This window comes from Streptomyces sp. NPDC012474, from assembly GCF_042955185.1.
Lineage (GTDB): Bacteria > Actinomycetota > Actinomycetes > Streptomycetales > Streptomycetaceae > Streptomyces > Streptomyces cahuitamycinicus.
The window spans coordinates 161843-179392 of record NZ_JBIBEP010000007.1 but is presented as its reverse complement, the minus strand read 5'-3'; the positions used below and the strand labels follow the sequence as shown (position 1 = coordinate 179392).

At 71.8% G+C, this 17550-nt stretch carries 15 protein-coding genes; 7 read left to right on the top strand and 8 right to left on the bottom strand.

All coding sequences use genetic code 11. The annotated features are described in order from the left end of the window. Nucleotides 1-6: 6 nt before the first annotated feature. The 4 genes from ACFY9S_RS17975 to ACFY9S_RS17960 all read right to left on the bottom strand — a co-directional run bounded on the left by ACFY9S_RS17975 (nt 7) and on the right by ACFY9S_RS17960 (nt 4283). Nucleotides 7-825 carry an ABC transporter permease subunit gene (locus ACFY9S_RS17975; protein ID WP_391129169.1) on the bottom strand — a complete coding sequence of 273 codons (819 nt, stop codon included), beginning with the start codon at nt 823-825 and terminating at the stop codon, nt 7-9. Next, a complete protein-coding gene (locus ACFY9S_RS17970; protein ID WP_391129166.1) occupies nt 822-1763 on the bottom strand; it encodes an ABC transporter permease subunit in 942 nt (313 codons plus the stop codon). Before ACFY9S_RS17970 ends, ACFY9S_RS17975 begins: the two co-directional genes overlap by 4 nt. Nucleotides 1764-1850: 87 nt before the next feature. After that, nucleotides 1851-3203: an extracellular solute-binding protein gene (locus ACFY9S_RS17965; RefSeq protein WP_391129163.1), complete on the bottom strand. Its 1353-nt coding sequence runs from the start codon at nt 3201-3203 to the stop codon at nt 1851-1853. Between the two features lie 21 nt (nt 3204-3224). Next, nucleotides 3225-4283, bottom strand: coding sequence for a substrate-binding domain-containing protein (locus tag ACFY9S_RS17960; protein WP_391129160.1), 1059 nt, complete (start codon nt 4281-4283; stop codon nt 3225-3227). Nucleotides 4284-4552: 269 nt separating this feature from the next. On the opposite strand from ACFY9S_RS17960, the gene ACFY9S_RS17955 reads away from it, so the two are divergent. Further along, nucleotides 4553-7411 (top strand): ABC transporter substrate-binding protein, encoded by a 2859-nt coding sequence (locus tag ACFY9S_RS17955; protein ID WP_391129157.1) that lies wholly within the window; start codon nt 4553-4555, stop codon nt 7409-7411. Between the two features lie 8 nt (nt 7412-7419). Here ACFY9S_RS17955 and msrB read toward each other — a convergent pair whose 3' ends face one another. The 4 genes from msrB to ACFY9S_RS17935 all read right to left on the bottom strand — a co-directional run bounded on the left by msrB (nt 7420) and on the right by ACFY9S_RS17935 (nt 10936). After that, nucleotides 7420-7827 carry a peptide-methionine (R)-S-oxide reductase MsrB gene (msrB, locus tag ACFY9S_RS17950; protein ID WP_102910930.1) on the bottom strand — a complete coding sequence of 136 codons (408 nt, stop codon included), beginning with the start codon at nt 7825-7827 and terminating at the stop codon, nt 7420-7422. Nucleotides 7828-7841: 14 nt separating this feature from the next. Further along, nucleotides 7842-9233, bottom strand: a complete 1392-nt coding sequence (gene murC, locus ACFY9S_RS17945; protein WP_391129154.1) for a UDP-N-acetylmuramate--L-alanine ligase — start codon at nt 9231-9233, stop codon at nt 7842-7844. A gap of 170 nt (nt 9234-9403) precedes the next feature. Then, nucleotides 9404-9877 carry an indole-3-glycerol phosphate synthase gene (locus ACFY9S_RS17940; protein ID WP_391129152.1) on the bottom strand — a complete coding sequence of 158 codons (474 nt, stop codon included), beginning with the start codon at nt 9875-9877 and terminating at the stop codon, nt 9404-9406. Nucleotides 9878-10120: 243 nt separating this feature from the next. Continuing rightward, entirely contained in the window at nt 10121-10936 is an 816-nt protein-coding gene (locus ACFY9S_RS17935; protein WP_391129149.1) for a dihydrofolate reductase family protein, read from the bottom strand. Nucleotides 10937-10973: 37 nt separating this feature from the next. Between ACFY9S_RS17935 and zapE the strand changes: the two genes are divergently transcribed. From zapE to ACFY9S_RS17905, 6 genes are all read left to right on the top strand, one after another. Then, a complete protein-coding gene (gene zapE / locus ACFY9S_RS17930; protein ID WP_391129146.1) occupies nt 10974-12077 on the top strand; it encodes a cell division protein ZapE in 1104 nt (367 codons plus the stop codon). Nucleotides 12078-12275: 198 nt separating this feature from the next. Next, nucleotides 12276-12704 (top strand): hypothetical protein, encoded by a 429-nt coding sequence (locus ACFY9S_RS17925; protein WP_391129143.1) that lies wholly within the window; start codon nt 12276-12278, stop codon nt 12702-12704. A gap of 81 nt (nt 12705-12785) precedes the next feature. Beyond that, nucleotides 12786-13367, top strand: coding sequence for a carbonic anhydrase (locus ACFY9S_RS17920; RefSeq protein WP_391129140.1), 582 nt, complete (start codon nt 12786-12788; stop codon nt 13365-13367). An 8-nt stretch (nt 13368-13375) separates the two neighbouring features. After that, the gene (locus ACFY9S_RS17915; protein ID WP_391129137.1) at nt 13376-14869 is read left to right on the top strand and encodes a SulP family inorganic anion transporter; all 1494 of its coding nucleotides are present in this window, start codon (nt 13376-13378) and stop codon (nt 14867-14869) included. A 171-nt stretch (nt 14870-15040) separates the two neighbouring features. Continuing rightward, nucleotides 15041-15997, top strand: a complete 957-nt coding sequence (locus ACFY9S_RS17910) for an SPFH domain-containing protein (RefSeq protein ID WP_391129135.1) — start codon at nt 15041-15043, stop codon at nt 15995-15997. A 90-nt stretch (nt 15998-16087) separates the two neighbouring features. Further along, entirely contained in the window at nt 16088-17470 is a 1383-nt protein-coding gene (locus ACFY9S_RS17905; RefSeq protein WP_391129133.1) for an alkaline phosphatase PhoX, read from the top strand. The last annotated feature ends 80 nt before the right edge of the window (nt 17471-17550 follow it).

The window sequence follows — 17550 nt, the reverse complement described above, 5'->3', positions numbered from 1 at the left end:
GAGATGTCAGCCCTTGACCGCGCCCGTGGAGAGCCCTTCGAGGAGCTGCTTGCGCAGCAGCACGAAGAGGGCCACGGCGGGCAGGACGGCGAGGACCGCTCCGGCGAGCACGAGGTCGTACTGCCGCTGCTCCGACACGAACAGCGTCTGCAGGCCCAGCGGCAGGGTGTACCGGGAGCTGTCGGACACCAGCACCAGCGGCCACAGGAAGCTGTTGTAGCTCTGCAGGAACTGCCAGACGCCGAGCGCGCCCAGCGCGGGCCGCAGCAGCGGCAGCACGATGGTCCGGAAGATGCCGAACTCGCTCGCGCCGTCGATCCGGGCGGCCTCCAGTACCGAGTCCGGGATGGACTGCACGATGTACTGCTGCATCATGAAGATCCCGAACGCGGGCGCCACCCATGGCACGATCAGCGCGAACCACGGGCTGCCGAGCCCGGTCTTCACCAGGATCACGAACAGCGGCACGAGGATCACCGCGAACGGTATCGACAGCGAGCTGAACATGACGTTGAACAGCAGCCGTCTGCCCGCGAAGCGGAACTTGGCGAAGGCGTACCCGGCGAGCGCGCACACGAACACGGACACGAGGGTGGCGACTACGGCCACCACGGTGCTCATCAGGAACCAGCGGCCGAAGGGCTGCTCGGTCAGCAGGGTGCGGTAGTTGTCCAGGGTGAAGGGGTCCGGGACGAGTTCCGGCGGGTAGCCGAAGATCTCGCCGCGCGGTTTGAACGAGCCGCTCAGCGCCCACACCAGCGGGGCGAGGAAGCCCACGAACAGCAGGAGCAGGAAGACGTGGAGCGGCATGCGGGCGCGTGTCACGAGGCGGCCCTCCCGATGCCGAGGAGACGGTTGAAGAGCCGGCTGAGGCCGAAGACGAGGACGAAGAGGACGACGGCGGCGGCAGAGGCGTAGCCGAACTGCTGGCGCTGGAAGGCGGCCCGGTAGATGAACATGGTCACCGAGAGGGTGGACTCGGCCGGTCCGCCGCCGGTCAGCAGATACGGCTCCTCGAAGATCTGCGCCGCGCCGATGAAGGACGTGACCACGACGAACGCGGTCACCGGCTTCAGCGCCGGCAGCGTGACGGTGGTGAAGGTACGCAGCCGCCCGGCCCCGTCCAGGGCCGCGGCCTCGTAGAGCTCCCGGGGCACGTTCTGCAGCCCGGCGAGGAAGAAGACCGTGAGGTAGCCGGTCCAGCGCCACAGCATCACCAGGGCGATGCTCACTCCGGCCAGGTTCGGATCGCCGAGCCAGTCGACGCCGCCGGTGCCGAACAGGGCGCGCAGCGCGGCGTTCGCCAGCCCGAACTGCCGGTCGAAGACCAGGCCGAAGATGAGCGCGACGAGGATCGGGGAGACCACGATCGGCACGAAGTAGGCGGTCCGCCACAGGTCGCGCACGCGCAGCCCGCGGGTGTTGAGGGCCTGGGCGATCAGCAGCGCGAGCGGCACGACCAGGCAGAGAGCGACCAGTACGAACACGGTGGTGTTGCCCAGGGCCCGGTGGAAGCTGATGTCGGTGGCGAGCAGCCGGTAGTTGCGCAGCCCCACCCGACGCGGCGGTCCGAGCCCGACCCACTCGGTGAGACTCAGCCACAGCGAGACACCGACGGGGACCAGCATGAACAGGACGTAGAGGACGTAGAAGGGCGAGACGAACAGGTAGGGCGCCCAGGTTCTGTGGGGTCGGTGTGCCTTCCGGCCCGGTGCGTCGTGCGTACGGGCGGTGCCGGGCGTCCCGGCAAGGGTGGTGGTCATGGTGAGTTGCTCCTCATCCGCCGAGATCGTCAGCACCTCAGGGGCGCGGGGAACCGCGCGACAAGCCCCAACGGCGCAGCGGACGAACTACCGCCCGGCCTGGTCACGAAAGTCCTCAGCCGTCCGCTGCAGCGCCTGCCGCGGCGACAGGTCCCCGTGGTACGCCCGCAGCAGGTTCCCCCCGAGCACGTCGTAGAGGATCGACTGGTCGGGGCTCTGGTGGAACGGCGGCACGTCCGGCAGCAGCGAGCGGTACAGCCCGAACAGCCGCTGTCCGCCGCAGAACTCGTCCTCGTAGGCGCCCAGCCGGGGGTCCTCGTACACGGACCGCCGCGTGGGCAGGTATCCGGTCTCGGTGAACCGGCGGACCTGTCCGTCGTGCGTGAGCCAGGTTCTGAAGAGGAACTCCGTCGCCGCCCGGGTGCCGGCCTTGCCCTCGACGACGCCGAAACCGGTGCCGCCGAGCGCGGCGGTCACCCCGCCGCCACCCGCGAAGCGCGGCAGCGCCCGCACCCGCCACCTGCCCTTCTGCTCGGGCACGTTGGTCACCAGGCCGTAGTTCTTGTACCAGATGGCCATGGGCAGCCCGATGACCCGGCTCCGCTTCAACGCGGTCTGCATGCCGGCCCCGTAGTAGTCGGAGACCTCCACGACGAATCCGCTGCGCAGCCCCTCGCAGAGGAACCGCAGCACTTCCTCGGCCTCCGGCGAGTCCAGGACCAGCGTCCCGTCGGCGTCGAAGAAGGCGCCGCCGCGCTGGTAGAGCAGCATCTGGAAGGACTGCACGACCTGGCCCGGGTCGCTGCCGACCGTGGAGACGACGCACATCGAGGCGCCGTGGTCCCGGTGGACCCGCGCACCGGCTTCGGCGAACTCCTCCCAGGTGCCCACGTCCTCGGGCAGGCCGTACTTCTCGAAGAGGTCCTGGCGTTGGAAGTACACGACCATCGGGGTGTCCGAGTCGAAGGCGTAGATCCGGCCGTCCCGGCTGAAGGGGGCGGTGCGGGCCGGCAGCAGGTCCTCCTTCAGCCCGGGTACGGCCTCGATGTCGGGTGTGAAGTCGTGCAGCAGCCGCTCGGCGATGTCGCCGCGCAGCATGCGCGGGAAGCTGCCGATCTCGAACCCGACGAGGTCGGGGGTGCCACGCCCGGCGACGGCCCGGGCGAGCAGCTTCGTGACGATGTCCGGGGCGCCGGAGCGGGTGACCCTCAGGTGGTAGCGGAAGTCGCCGGCCCGGTCGGCCTCCGGGATGCCCTTCTCGAAGAACGCCTCGTAGCCCGGGTCGTGGGTCCACAGGCCGAGGGTGACGTCGCCGGAGGTGCGGGGCGTGGTGCCGGCGCCGCCGCAGGCGGAGAGGGCGCCGGCCGTGCCGAGGCCGAGGGCACCGCGCAGCAGGGCGCGGCGGGTGGGAGGGGCTGGTGCTGCCGGGAGGTACGACACGTGACTCCTCACGTGGGGCGGCTACGGGCGGGGGCGGTCGGGGTCCGTTTCGCGTACCGGCCCGGTCGAGGCCCGTACGGTCAGCTCGACCGCCCGCCCGGCCGGTCCGGCCGGTGCGGGGCGGCCCTCGACCAGGGCGATCAGTACGTCGACGGCGCGGTCGGCGACGGCGGCGAAGTTCTGCCGGACGGTGGTCAGCGGCGGGACGAGGTAGGCGGCGGCGGGGATGTCGTCGTACCCGACGACGCTCACGTCACCGGGGACGGCGCGGCCCGCGTCGGCGAAGGCGCGCAGGGCACCGATGGCCATGTCGTCGTTGGCGGCGAACACGGCCGTGACCTCGGAGAGGCGGGCGAGCTGTTCTCCGGCGGCGTATCCGGAAGCCGGGCTCCAGTCGCCCGGCGACGGCAGCGGCGGTTCGGGCGCCCCGGCGGCGGCGAGGGCCTCGCGCCAGCCGCGCAGCCGGTCGCGGGCGGCCCACCAGTCCTGCGGGCCGGGTATGTGCCAGACGGTGCGGTGTCCGAGGGACAGCAGGTGCTCGGTGGCGAGCCGTGCGGCGGCGACGCCGTCGGCGCCGACCACGACCCCGGCACCCGGCGCCAGTTCGACGCCCTCCCCGAGGCTGACCACGGGCACGTCCGCGGTCGGTCGCAGCGGGGTGCCGTCGTCGATCGGCTCGGACAGCACGATCCCGTCCACGCCCTGCTCCAGCAGCGCGTCCACGGAGGCCGAGATGCTCCCCCCCTCCAGAGTGCCGGCCAGGGCCACGGAGTACCCGGCCCGCCGCAGGGCCCGCTCCAGGGCGATGAGCAGCGTCGAGGGGCCGTAGAGCGAACTGCCCAGCGAGACCACGCCGATGCGCCGGTAACGGCCGAGGAGCAGGGCCCGTGCCGCGGTGTTGGGACGGTAGTCCAGGTCGCGGACGGCCCTCAGCACGCGGTCCCGCACCTCGGGGCTGACGTGCGGTTCGCCGTTGACGACCCGCGACACGGTCTTCTGCGACACCCCGGCGGCCCGGGCGACCTCGGTCATGCCCGGCCCGCGACGGCGTCGCCCACCGGCGGCCGCGGTCGTCGTCATGAGGGCTCCCCGGGGTGGCGGCCTGCGGTACGGACTACGCAGTCACCCACTCCTCGCAGGGAGAAAGGGCTTGCTTGACTACGTAGTCACGCCAGTGTGGTGATCCGGACGGGCCGCGTCAATGACCCGGGCGGAACGAACAGTTCGTGCGTCACCCACTCCCACAACAGCCGCACCGGTTAACCTCGTAGGTCGCCGAAGGTTAACGGGGGTTACCCATGGTGAACGCCGACCGCACGCCGCCGGACTGCCCTGGGGGCCATGACGGCATGCCGGAGAGCGACGCCGGGCGCCACCTCCAGAACCAGCTGGAAATCCTCATCCAGGACTTCCGCAGGAGCACCGAACCGCCGATGCCGGTGTTCGTCGTGCATGCTCAGGACGACCGGGACGACGACGCGGTGGCCGGGCTGGTCCGTCAGCTGCACGCGGGCCAGGAGGCGCACGGCACGCGCTGCGCGGTGACCCAGGACGCCTACGAGGGCACCACGGAGGTGCGCCGGGCCACCGCCCTGGTGCGGGCGTTGAGCGACCCGCGCAGGTGGGGCGGCCCGAAGGCGGTCTACCGGCGCTACGCGTTCCCGCGGCTGCGACTGGTGCACGCCATCGACGACGCGGTCGCGGCCCTCGGCGACAGCTGGCCGACGCCCGCCCCGGGCAGCCCGGAGTCCGGGCAGGACCAGCGGCAGCGGCTGCTCAACGAGCTGGCGCAGCAGCGCTGGCGACCGAAGAACACCGCCCGCTGGCGTTCGGGCCTGCCGCTGTTCGACATGGCGCACATCCTCCCGGCGAGCCTCGTGACCGTGCTCGCCGCGCTCCTCGCCCGCAGCGAGTGGTACGTGGCGGTGGGTGCCGGTCTCGTCTTCCTGCTGCTGCTGACCGTCCTGAACTACGTCCTGCCGGGGCGGTCTCCGATCTTCCTGTGGCTGCGCCGGGAGAGCCGCTGGTTCATGACGACGACCTTCCTGAGGGCGGCGGACCAGGAGGGGTCCACCGAGGTGTCGCTGCTGCGGCCGGTGCGCTCCTGGAAGGCGATCGCCGCCCGGGCCTACGACGTGGCCGAGGCGCTCACGGCGGGCGGCGACTTCCACCTCCAGCTGTGCGTGCTGGCGCTGCGCGAGGACCTGCGGGACAACCACCGCCGCTGGAGCTGGGACCTGCGCGGCTTCAAACGGCCGCGCCCGCCGATGCTGTTCCTGCCGCACGCGGACGACCGCAACGGCGGCATCGAGCTGATCCGGGCCATCAGCGACGTCCGGAGCCGGCGCAGCGAGCTCGACCCGCTGCTCGTGGTCGCCGCGGTGCGTACGCACGACGTGCCACGCCTGGAGCGCAGCGCCGTCCAGACGGCACCCGTCCCGGACACCGCACCGCCCACCTTCGGCGTCCGGCTGCGCACCTGGTACCGGGAGTGGGGCCGCAACCTGCGCGCCGAGCAGTCACCCAGCCGGGAACGGTCCGTCCTGCCGTGGGTGATGAGGATCCCGCTGCCGCACGACCAGCTGGGTCCGGTCGAGGAGGGCCGTCGCCATCTGCGGGCCTCCGCACGGCCGACATCCGCCCGGCTGGTGTGGGCCCTGCACACCCTGGTCCTGGTGATCGCCCTGCTGTCCGCGGGCGCCGTCATGCGGGCCGACGCCCTGCACGACCGGTACTGCTCGGCGTCCGTGCTCACCGCCAACCGCGACACCCGGCGCGAGCAGGGGCCCGACGGCCGCACGGAGTGCATCGGCATAGCGACGGACGGGGTCCGCTTCGCCGACTGGCTGCCCGCGCCCGAGCCCGGTGACGACGTCAAGGCGCTCAGGGCCGACGACGAGACGCCCTGGACGGTGGCCGACCTGGAGGACGGTATCGCCCGGCAGAACGCCGACGTCGTCGCCCGGCACACCGGCAAGTACGTCACCGTCGTCTACGCCGGTCCGCTCAGCGCCGACACCGCCACCGGCTCCTCCCTGGTGAAGGGCGCCGAGGAGCTGGCCGGCGTGTATCTGGCGCAGGCCGTCATCAACGAGAACTCCAGCGTGAAGCTGCGCGTCCTGATCGCCAACGGCGGCGTGGACCTGGGCCACCAGGAGGAGATGGCCAAGGCGATCGCCGCGTACGCCGTCCACGACCCGACCGTGGTGGGGGTCGTCGGCACCGGCCGCGACCTGAAGTCGAGCCGGGCCACGACCCGCACCCTGATGGAAGCCGGGCTGCCGGTCGTCTCCGGCACGAACTCCGCGACCTATCTGCCCCGCGAGTTCGCCAACTGGTTCAGCCTGGCCGCCACGGACGAGTGGCAGACCCGGCAGCTCGGCCTGATCGCCGCCCAGTTGCGCAGACCCGACCGGCCCCAGTACTCCCTCGTCCTGGCCCGTGACACGGCGAAGACCGACGACCTCTACACCGACGAGCAGGCGCGCTACGGCCAGGGGATGCTGCGCCACCAGGGCTTCACCCCGCTCCCGCAGCGCCGCTACACCCTCAGCGGCGGCAAGCCCGAACTCCGCTCGCACGCCCAGGAGATCTGCCGGGGCGGCCGGGTCCCGTCCGTGGTCTACTTCGCGGGCCGGGTGGAGGACATCGACCCCCTGATGACCCAGCTGGGCACCGAGCCGGGCTGCGCCGGGAAGCCCCTGGCCATCCTCACCGGCGACGATCTGTCCAAGGCCGACTTCGGCGGTGGCGGCCAGTCCGTCGCGCCGAAGGTCACGCTGTACCACGCGGCCCTCGCGGAGCTGGAGACGGCCGCCGGCAAGACGGGCTTCTACCTGGACGCCACCAAGCACCTGCCGGGGGTGCAGGGTCGCCGCCTGCGCTACGACAGCCCCGCCCTGGCCAGCGGCCAGACCGCCCTCGCCCACGACGCGACCCGCGCCCTGTTCTGGGCGGCCACCCGTGACGACCGGCCGCAGAGCCGGGCCTCGACCTGGGTGAACCTGCGCAACGTCAAGATCGAGGGCATGGCCACCGGCACCATCGACTTCACCGGCGCGCCGCTCTACGGCGACCGCACCGGGCACAGCATCGTCCTCAAGGAGGTCCGCCGCGCCAAAGACGGCACCTCCGAACCCCGGGTGCTGTGCAAGCGCACCGCGGGGGACACGAGGCGCCTCACCCAGCAGGAGTGCCGGATCCGCTGAGCGCCGCCTCAGCCCTCCTCGGGGACCAGGCGCAGCGCGATCGAGTTGATGCAGTACCGCTGGTCCGTGGGCGTCGGATACCCCTCGCCCGCGAACACGTGCCCGAGGTGCGAGCCGCACCTCGCGCACCGCACCTCGGTCCGCGCCATGCCGTGCGAGCGGTCCTCGATGAGCTCCACCGCGTCGGTGTCCTTGGGGTCGAAGAAGGACGGCCAGCCGCAGTGGGACTCGAACTTGGTCTCCGAGGTGAACAGATCCGTGCCGCAGGCGCGGCAGGAGTAGACGCCCCGGGTCTTGGTGTCGGTGTACTCACCGGTGAAGGCGGGCTCGGTGGCCGCCTGCCGCAGGACCGCGTACTCGCCCGGGCTCAGCTCCGCGCGCCACTGCTCGTCCGGCTTCTCGACGTCGTACGCCATGAGCTTCCAGCCCCTCAGTTCGACAGACGGTCCAGGATGTGCGGGCCGAGGTCGGTGACGTCGCCCGCTCCCATGGTGAGAACGAGGTCACCCGGCTTCGCCATTCCCGCGACGGCCGACGGGGCGTCCGCCTTGTCGTGCACCGGCGTCACGTCCGCGCCCGCGGCCCGGGCAGCCTCGATGATCAGCTCGCTCGTCACGCCCGGGATCGGGTCCTCCCGGGCCGGGTAGATGTCCAGCACGACCGAGGCGTCCGCGAGGGCGAGGGCCTGGCCCATCTCCTTGCCGAGCTCCTGCGTCCGCGAGAAGAGGTGGGGCTGGAAGACGACCAGGATCCGGGCGTCACCGGCCGCCGAGCGCATGGCCTCCAGGTCGGCGGTCATCTCGGTGGGGTGGTGCGCGTAGGAGTCGATGACCTGCACGCCCGCGGCCTCGCCCTTCAGCTGGAGCCGGCGCTTCACGCCCGTGTACGCGGCGATCGCCGGGGCCAGCCCGGCCGCCGGGACGCCGAGGGCCACGCCCGCCGCCAGCGCGGCGACCGCGTTGTGCGCGTAGTGCCGGCCGGGGACGGAGACCGTGAAGGTCAGCTCCTCGCCCTCCAGCACCACGGTGACCTCGCTCTTGAGCCCCTGCGGCACGACCGACAGGATGCGCACGCCGGCGTCCTCGGACTCGCCGTACGTCACCACGCGCACGCCGCGTCCGGCGACCCGGCGCGTCAGCTCCCGGGCGCCGTCGTGGTCGGCCGCGATCACCAGCGTGCCGCCCTCGGTGATCCGGTCCACGAACGTCTCGAACGACGCGTAGATCTCGTCCATCGACGCGTAGTTGGCGTGGTGGTCGAGCTCGACGTTGAGGATGATCGCGACGTCGGGGGCGTACTTGTGGAAGCTGCGGTCCGATTCGTCCGCCTCGGCGACGAAGATCTCGCCCTCGCCGTGCAGCGCGTTGGAGCCGGGCGCGTCCAGGTCGCCTCCGATGGCGTACGAGGGGTTCAGGCCCAGCTCGCTCAGCGACACGGCCAGCATCGACGTGGTGGTCGTCTTGCCGTGCGTGCCGGCGACGGCGATCGGCCGCAGCCCGTCCATCAGCGCGGCGAGCGCGTCGGACCGGTGGACGACGGGGATGCCGAGCTCGGCCGCGCGGGCCAGCTCGGGGTTGTCCTGCCGGATCGCCGACGACACGACCACACAGCTGGCGTCGTCGGCGAGGTGCTCCGCGGCGTGTCCGATGTGCACGGTCGCCCCCAGCGCCCGCAGCGCCTCGGCCGTGGCCGACTCCTTGGCGTCGCTGCCCGCCACGACGGCCCCGCGCTGCGCGAGGATCTTCGCGATCCCCGACATCCCGGCGCCACCGATCCCGATGAAGTGCGGTCGGTCCATGGCGGGAGGAAGGCCGGCTGCCATGCAGATCTCCAAGAGCGAGCGACGACGGTGAGCGCCCCCAGCCTATTTCAGGAACGGGGAGTGCTGTGGCCAACCCAGGGGCGGGGGAACCGCGCGAACCCAAGGGTCGCGGGGAACCGCGCGAGAAACCACCGTCGGCCCGCACCCGACCGAGAAGGACGCCCCCGCCCCTACGCCTTGCTGTGCGAGAACAGCTTCAGCACCGGCACCCCGACCTTGTGCCGGGCCCGGGAGGCCCAGTCCCGGTGGAAGAACTCCTCCACGTAGTGGGGATCGGTCAGCACGATGACCTCGTCGGCCCCGGTCTCCTCCACCAGGGACCTCAGCGCGTCCAGCGGATGGTCCTCGATCAGCCGCCCCTGCGCCGGACCGCCCGAGGCGCGCAACGCGGCGAGTGACACCTCCAGCGCCCGCTGCCCCACGCTCAGCGCCTCCTCCCCCTCCGGCGTCTCGCCCTCGCGGACGGCCTCGTCCAGCTCGCCGAGCGCCACGTCGTCGATGGCCCGCAGCAGGCGGTCCGCCTGCTCGCCGCGCGGCTGCAGCAGCACCTGGAAGGAGACCTGCTCCTCCCCGTGCAAGGTGGTGACGAACTCCACGTCGGCGGACGTAAGCGCCTTCTCGATCATCAATACGCTTGTGAACACCAGGCGCCCCTTCTGCTCCGGGGCCCATGGCCCCACTCCTCCGCAGGCCGTGCCGGGCCCCGCGGAAACCATCCTGCCCCGTGCTCGCACGGGTACTGCCGGATCCAGTGTGCCCTCCGAAATCAAATCGGAACGGCATATTTCGCCGATGAACGGACCAACGGCAGTGTTTGCCCGCGCTTACGGACGTACCGGCCGGCCGGCTTCCCGGCCGCCGACACCTTCTACCCCGGGCGCGGCGTTTCAGTACGCCGGCCGGGCCCGCCCGTACCGCGTGAACAGGAAGCCGTCCTCCTCCAGCATCGACACCAGTCCGAAACGGTGCGGGACCGTGACCGCCGGCCCCCCGGCGATGCGCTGCGCCTCGCCCGCCGTGAGCATCGGGGCGACGGTCAGGCACAGCTCGTCGAGCACGCCGGCCGCGACGATCTGACCGAGCAGCCGCGGGCCGCCCTCGGTGAGCAGCCGGGTGTGGCCGAGGTCGGCGAGGGCCCGCACGGCCCGGGCGGGGTCCACGCCGATGCCGTCCCCGGCGATCACCACCCGGGCGCCCGCCCGCTCGGCGGCGGCGACACGGTCCGGGGCGGCCGAGGCGCCCGTGAGGATCAGGGTGGGGACCAGGGGCGAGGTGAACAGCGGCAGTGAGAAGTCCAGGTCGAGGCCGGCGGTGACCACCGCGACAGCCGGTGCGGGCTGCTGCCCGGCCGCCTCCCGCATCGCCGCGAAGTCCTCGCGCGCGCGTGCCGGCCGGTACCCCTCCTTGCGCACCGTCTCCGCGCCGACGACCACGACGTCCGCGAGTGCCCGCAGCGTGCCGAAGATCCGCATGTCGGTGGCGCTGGAGATGGGCTGCGAACGACCGTCGTGCTGGGCGGCCCCGTCCAGCGTGGACACCATGTTGGCGCGCAGCCAGGGCGCCGGGCCCGCGGGCCCCGGCTCGGGATAGGCGTACGCGGCGGCCAGCTCGTCCAGGCTCCACTCCCGCCCGGCGCCCTCACCGGACGCGCCGTCCGGCGCCGGAGCTGCTGTTTCATCGGTCACAGGGAACAGACGTCGCATGCGGTGCAGTGTTCCACGCGCCGTAGCATGGTGAACCGTGTCCTCTCCCCTGGCCCCCTCCGGAACCGGCCCCGTGACCGACCCGGCCCCGCTGTCCCTGTGCGCCCGTGAGCCGCGTGTCCCCGCGGACCGGCTGGTCGCCGAGATGGTGCCGCCGCCGCGGTTCGACTCGGTCCGCTTCAGCACGTACGTCCCCGACCCGAACCAGCCCAGCCAGACCGAGGCCGTCCGGGTCCTGGAGGGCTTCGCGGCGGGTCTCGGCCCGGAAGCGGCCAACGGCTCCGGCAAGCGGCGGCTGTTCGGTTTCGGCAGGGCACCGAAGAAGGCCCCCGCCGGCCCGCGCGGCGTCTACCTCGACGGCGGCTACGGCGTGGGCAAGACCCACCTGCTGGCGTCCCTGTGGCACGCCACCCCGGCCGAGCCCGGGCTGAAGGCGTTCGGCACGTTCGTGGAGCTGACCAACCTGGTCGGCGCCCTCGGGTTCCAGCAGACCGTCCGGACGCTGTCCGGCCATCGCCTGCTGTGCATCGACGAGTTCGAGCTCGACGACCCGGGCGACACCGTCCTGGTCTCCACTCTGCTCGGCAGGCTGGTCGACGCGGGCGTGGCCCTGGCCGCCACCTCCAACACGCTGCCCGGCAGGCTCGGCGAGGGCCGGTTCGCCTCGGCCGACTTCCTGCGCGAGATCCAGGGCCTGTCGGCCCACTTCCGGGCCCTGCGCATCGACGGCGAGGACTACCGCCACCGCGGTCTGCCCGAGGCGCCGCCGCCGTACTCCGACGAAGAGGTGACCGGCGTGGCGCACGCGACCGAGGGCGCCTCCCTCGACGCGTTTTCGCCCCTCCTGGAGCATCTGGCCCGCGTCCACCCCAGCCGGTACGGCGCTCTGACCGACGGGATCAGGGCCGTGTGCCTCACCGGTGTGCGGCCGGTTCCCGACCAGTCCACGGCCCTCAGGCTCGTCGTCCTCGCGGACCGGCTCTACGACCGCGAGGTGCCCGTGCTGGCCTCGGGCATGCCGTTCGACCAGCTGTTCAGCGACGAGATGCTGAACGGCGGCTACCGCAAGAAGTACTTCCGGGCCATCTCCCGGCTCACCGCCCTCGCCCGCGACGCGGCCGAACTGGCGAACAACCGGTAACGACAACCCCAATATCGCGCCAACCGCCCGGGGGGAAGGGCCTGTTCAAGCCAGCCCACCCCCGGTTTTCAGGCTCTCTTCAGCTTGAAACGTTAAGTTAACCCTGCAAACGACCTTGCAGGGTTAACGTGTTTCTTGACCAGCCATTGACCAATCATTGGTCCGCACTAGACGTGTGAATCATCCGAAGGGGGGCGCATGTACCGAGGTACGACGGCACGGACCGTGGTTTCGCTCCTCGCCGCCGCCCTGCTCGCCCTTCAGTTCTTCGCACCTACCGCGTCCTTCGCATCCGCGTACACGCACAGTCAAGCCGAGGCCAACACTCAGCCCGGAGCCAAGCCTTCCGGCAAGTCCTCGCGTCCCGGACACAAGTCCCCCGGGAAGGCTCTGCGCGACGAGACGGCCACCTGCCGCGCCGGACACCACGGGGACCCGACCGGTCCCCTGCGGTCCCGCGACCGGTCCCACACCGCCGACTCGGCGCCCTCTGCGCCCGAGCGGCCGCTGCGGCGGCACATCCTTCCGACCGCACCGGAACCGGTCAGACCCGGCGCCGCGCATCACCGCACGTCGAGATCCTCGACGTCGCACACCCCGGCAGCACTGCAGGTCTTCCGCTGCTGAGCGGCGGAGCAGTTCCCCCCACCCTCTGTCATGCCCGTCCGACGCGCCCCCATCTGCGCGCCAGGAGGAGTCACCACACTCATGCAACCCCTCATCGACAACGCCCGCACCTTCGGACAGCGCCCTGAGGAGTTCGCCCACCTCGCCGAGGGTCAGTCCCCCGACGTCCTGTTCATCACCTGCTCCGACTCCAGGGTCGTACCGGCCCTGATCACGGGCGCCCGTCCCGGCGAGCTCTTCGAGCTGCGCACCGCGGGCAACGTCGTCCCCCCGCACTCCTTCGAGCACCCCACGTCGGAGGCGGCCACGATCGAGTACGCCGTGGAGGTCCTCGGCGTCAAGGAGATCGTGGTCTGCGGCCACTCGCACTGCGGCGCCGTGGGCGCGGTGGTACGCGGCGACGACCTCGCCGCCGTACCGGCCGTGCGCGACTGGCTCGCCCGCGCGGCCGACGAGCCCACGTGCTCGGACCCGGCCGACCCGACGGTCACCGAGGCCGTGCAGAACCACGCCCTCACCCAGGTGCTCCGGCTGCGGTCCTACCCCAGCGTCGAGCGCCGGCTCGCGGAGGGCCGTCTCGGCCTGCACGCCTGGTTCTACGAGGTCCACACCGGGATCGTGCGCGAACACCGCGCGGACACCGACTCCTTCGAGAAGCTGTGAGGGGCGCCATGACCAAGTTCCCCTACCTCAGGCAGGACTTCACCGCCTCGCTCGTCGTGTTCCTGGTCGCGCTCCCGCTGTGCGTGGGCGTGGCCGTGGCCTCCGGTGTCCCGGCCGAACTCGGTCTGGTCACCGGCATCGTGGGCGGCCTCGTCACCGGATTCCTGCCGGGCAGCAGCCTGCAGGTATCCGGGCCGGCCGCCGGTCTGACCGTGCTCGTCTTCGAGGCGGTCCAGGAGTACGGGCTGCCCGCGCTCGGCATCATCGTGCTGGCCGCCGGTCTGCTCCAGCTGATCATGGGCGCCCTGAAGCTCGGCCGCTGGTTCCGCGCGATCTCGGTCTCGGTCGTCGAGGGCATGCTGGCCGGAATCGGCCTGGTGCTCATAGCCGGTCAGCTGTATGCGACAGCCGGGCTGAAGGCACCCGCCTCCGGCATCGACAAGATCCTGGGCCTGCCCGGTGCCGCCGTCGACGCGGCCGGCAGCACGGCGGCCCTCACGTCCCTCGTGCTCGGCGCGGCCACCATCGCGGTGATGGTGGGTTGGAAGAAGCTGCCGAAGCGGGTGCAGGCCGTGCCCGGCGCGCTCGCCGCGGTGATCCTGGCGATCGCGGCCACCGCCGTGTTCGACCTGCCGGTCGCCACGGTCGAGGTGAAGGGCCTGCTGGACTCCATCCAGCCGCCCGGCCTGGACGCCTTCGGCGGCCTGGGCGTCGGCATCATCGGCACGATCATCGCCTTCACGCTGATCGCGTCGGCGGAGAGCCTCTTCAGCGCCGCCGCCGTGGACCGGCTGCACGACGGCCCGCGCACGCAGTACGACAAGGAGCTGATGGCGCAGGGCGCGGGCAACACGATCTGCGGTGCGCTCGGCGCACTGCCGATGACCGCGGTCATCGTCCGCAGCTCCGCCAACGTCAGCGCCGGCGCCAGGACCAAGGCGTCCCGGGTGCTGCACGGCGTGTGGCTGCTGCTGTTCGCCGCGCTGCTGCCGTCCACGCTGGCCCTGATCCCGCTGCCCGCGCTCGCCGGCATCCTGGTCCACGCGGGCTGGAAGCTGATCCCCTTCGCCAAGATGGTGCCGCTGTGGAAGGAGCACCGGGGCGAGGCGCTCATCCTCGTCGTCACCGCCGTGTCGATCGTCGCGGTGAACATGTTCGAGGGCGTGCTCATCGGTCTGGCCCTGTCGGTCGTCAAGACCGCCTGGGAGGCCTCGCACCTCAAGATGGAGATCATAGACAAGGGCGCCGGCCCGATCCAGGCGTACCTGTCCGGCAACGCCACCTTCCTGCGACTGCCGAAGATCCTCGACAGCCTGGAGAGCCTGCCGCAGGACCGCCCGGTCACGCTGGACCTCTCGGGGCTGCACCACCTCGACCACGCCTGCCGCACGGCCCTGGAGAACTGGGCCGCACGCCACAGCTCGACGGGTACCGAGCCGGTGAAGGTCACGGAGACCGAGAAGGCCGAGGAGGCCGAGGCGGAGAAGGTCACCGCCGCATAGCCGCCTGAACGGATCGACCAGGCCCTGGTCCGGGGCGCGCACCCCGCGCGCCCCGGACCACATGCGTCGGCCTTCCTCCCGGCCCGGATCCCAGGACATGGCCCTGAGCCCCATTCCGGGCATATCGTTACATGAGCAGATGGATTCGGACCTCTGAACAGGGAGGTCGGCATGGTCGAAGAGCTGGTCGGCGTGGTGGCCGCCGTCGGAGCCGGCGCGCTGGTGTACGTGGCCGCCGCGGCGCGGGTCGTCAAGCAGTACGAGCGCGGGGTCGTCTTCCGGCTCGGGCGCCTGCACGGGGACGTGCGACGGCCCGGGTTCAACCTCGTGGTCCCCGCGGTGGAGCGGATGCGCAAAGTCAACCTGCAGATCGTGACCATGCCGATCCCCGCCCAGGAGGGCATCACCCGCGACAACGTGACCGTGCGGGTCGACGCGGTGGTGTACTTCAAGGTCGTGGACCCGGCGGCCGCGATCGTCAACGTCGAGGACTACCGCTTCGCCGTCTCGCAGATGGCCCAGACCTCGCTGCGCTCGATCATCGGCAAGAGCGAGCTGGACGACCTGCTGTCCAACCGGGAGAAGCTCAACCAGGGCCTGGAGCTGATGATCGACAGCCCGGCCGTGGAGTGGGGCGTGACCATCGACCGCGTGGAGATCAAGGACGTCTCCCTGCCGGACACCATGAAGCGCTCCATGGCCCGCCAGGCCGAGGCCGACCGGGAGCGGCGGGCCCGGCTGATCAACGCCGACGCCGAGTACCAGGCCTCCAAGAAGCTGGCCCAGGCCGCCCGCCAGATGGCCGACACGCCCTCGGCCCTCCAGCTCCGGCTGCTGCAGACCGTCATGGCGGTGGCGGCGGAGAAGAACTCCACGCTGGTCCTGCCCATTCCGGTGGAACTGCTGCGGTTCCTGGAACGGGGCCAGCAGCCCCCCGCGCAGGGCCCGGAGCACGCGCGGAACGCGGGACACGCACAGAGCCCGGAGCACGCGCAGAACGCGGGACACGCACAGAGCCCGGGACACGCGGAGACCGCGGACCCCGCGGAGATCCCGGAGCGCGCCGTGGACCGCTCGGACCAGGCCGAAGAGGCCATCGAACAGCTGCGGCGCGCCGTAGAGAAGTGACCCGTGCTACGCGCGTGGTTCCCGCCGCCCGCACCAGGTGATAGACACAGCGGGATCACAGTTCCTGTCCGCCAGCAGGAAGGTTTCCCCATGACCGAGTCCGGTCGCTTCGCCACACGACGTCAGATGCTCGCCGGAACCGGCGCCCTGGGCGTCGGGATCGCGTTCTCCGGTGCCCTGTCCGAACTCTTCACCGGCACCGCCGCCGCACAGGGCCTGGGTCGCACCGGCTACGGCCCGCTCGTCCCCGACCCGAAGGACATCCTCGACCTGCCGAAGGGGTTCCACTACCGGATCCTCTCCCGCGAGGGGGCCGAACTCCGCTCCGGCGAGGGCGAGGTCCCCTCCAACCACGACGGCATGTCGGCCTTCCCGGGCAGAGGCGGCCAGGTCCACCTGGTCCGCAACCACGAGAACCGCGCCGACGGCAAGGTCCCGGTCCCGGCCGTCGAGGGCCTCACCTACGACCCGGCCGGCAAGGGCGGCTGTACGGCCCTGACGCTGGACTCCCGCAACCGGGTCCGGTCGGAACGCGTCGCGATCGCCGGTACGGCCGTGAACTGCGCGGGTGGCCCCACCCCGTGGGACACCTGGCTGACCTGCGAGGAGACCGAGGACAAGGCAGGGACCAACGGCTACACCAAGGACCACGGCTTCATCTTCGAGGTCGACCCGGCCGACCCGCACCGCACCGGGGCCGTGCCGCTGACCGCGATGGGCCGCTTCGCGCACGAGGCGATCGCCGTCGACCCCCGGCGGGGCGTGGTCTACGAGACCGAGGACGCCTTCGAGAAGCCCTTCGGCCTCTTCTACCGCTTCCTTCCGGACCGGCCGCTGGGCGGCAGGGGTTCGCTGCGCGCGGGCGGCCGGCTCCAGGCCATGCGCGTGCCCGGTGTGCCGGACCTGTCCTCGATCCAGGACGTGGGCGCGGAGTTCGACCGCGTCGAGTGGGTGGACGTACCGGACCCGCAGGCCGCGCAGACGCCGATCCGGTTCCAGGACTTCGGCCGCAAGGGCATCACGCACGCGCAGAAGCTGGAGGGCTGCTACTGGGGCGGCCGTTCGGTGTACTTCGTGTCGTCCTTCGCGCGCCGGTCGGACGGTTCGGCCGCCGACCACTTCGGGCAGGTCTGGCGCTACGACCCCGAGCGCCGCCGGCTCACCCTGGTGATCGTCTTCGGCCCGGACACCGACGTGCAGATGCCGGGCGAGTCACCGGACAACATCTGCCTGGCGCCCAGCGGCGGCCTCATGGTCTGCGAGGACGGCGACGGCGCCCAGCACGTCTACGGTGTCACCCGGCGCGGCGAGGTCTACGCGATGGCCCGCAACCGGCAGAACATCGGCACTCCGGAAGAGCCCGAATGGGGTGAGTTCGCCGGGGTGACCTTCTCCCCGGACGGCGACACGATGTACGTCAACTGCTATCGGCCCGGCACCACGTTCGCGGTGACGGGCCCCTGGCGCCGGTAGCCGGCGTTCCGCTCCGGCCGGGGCGGCGGGCGCGAAGCCCGGTGCCCCGCCCGGACCGTCGAGGCGCACGACCCCAAGGG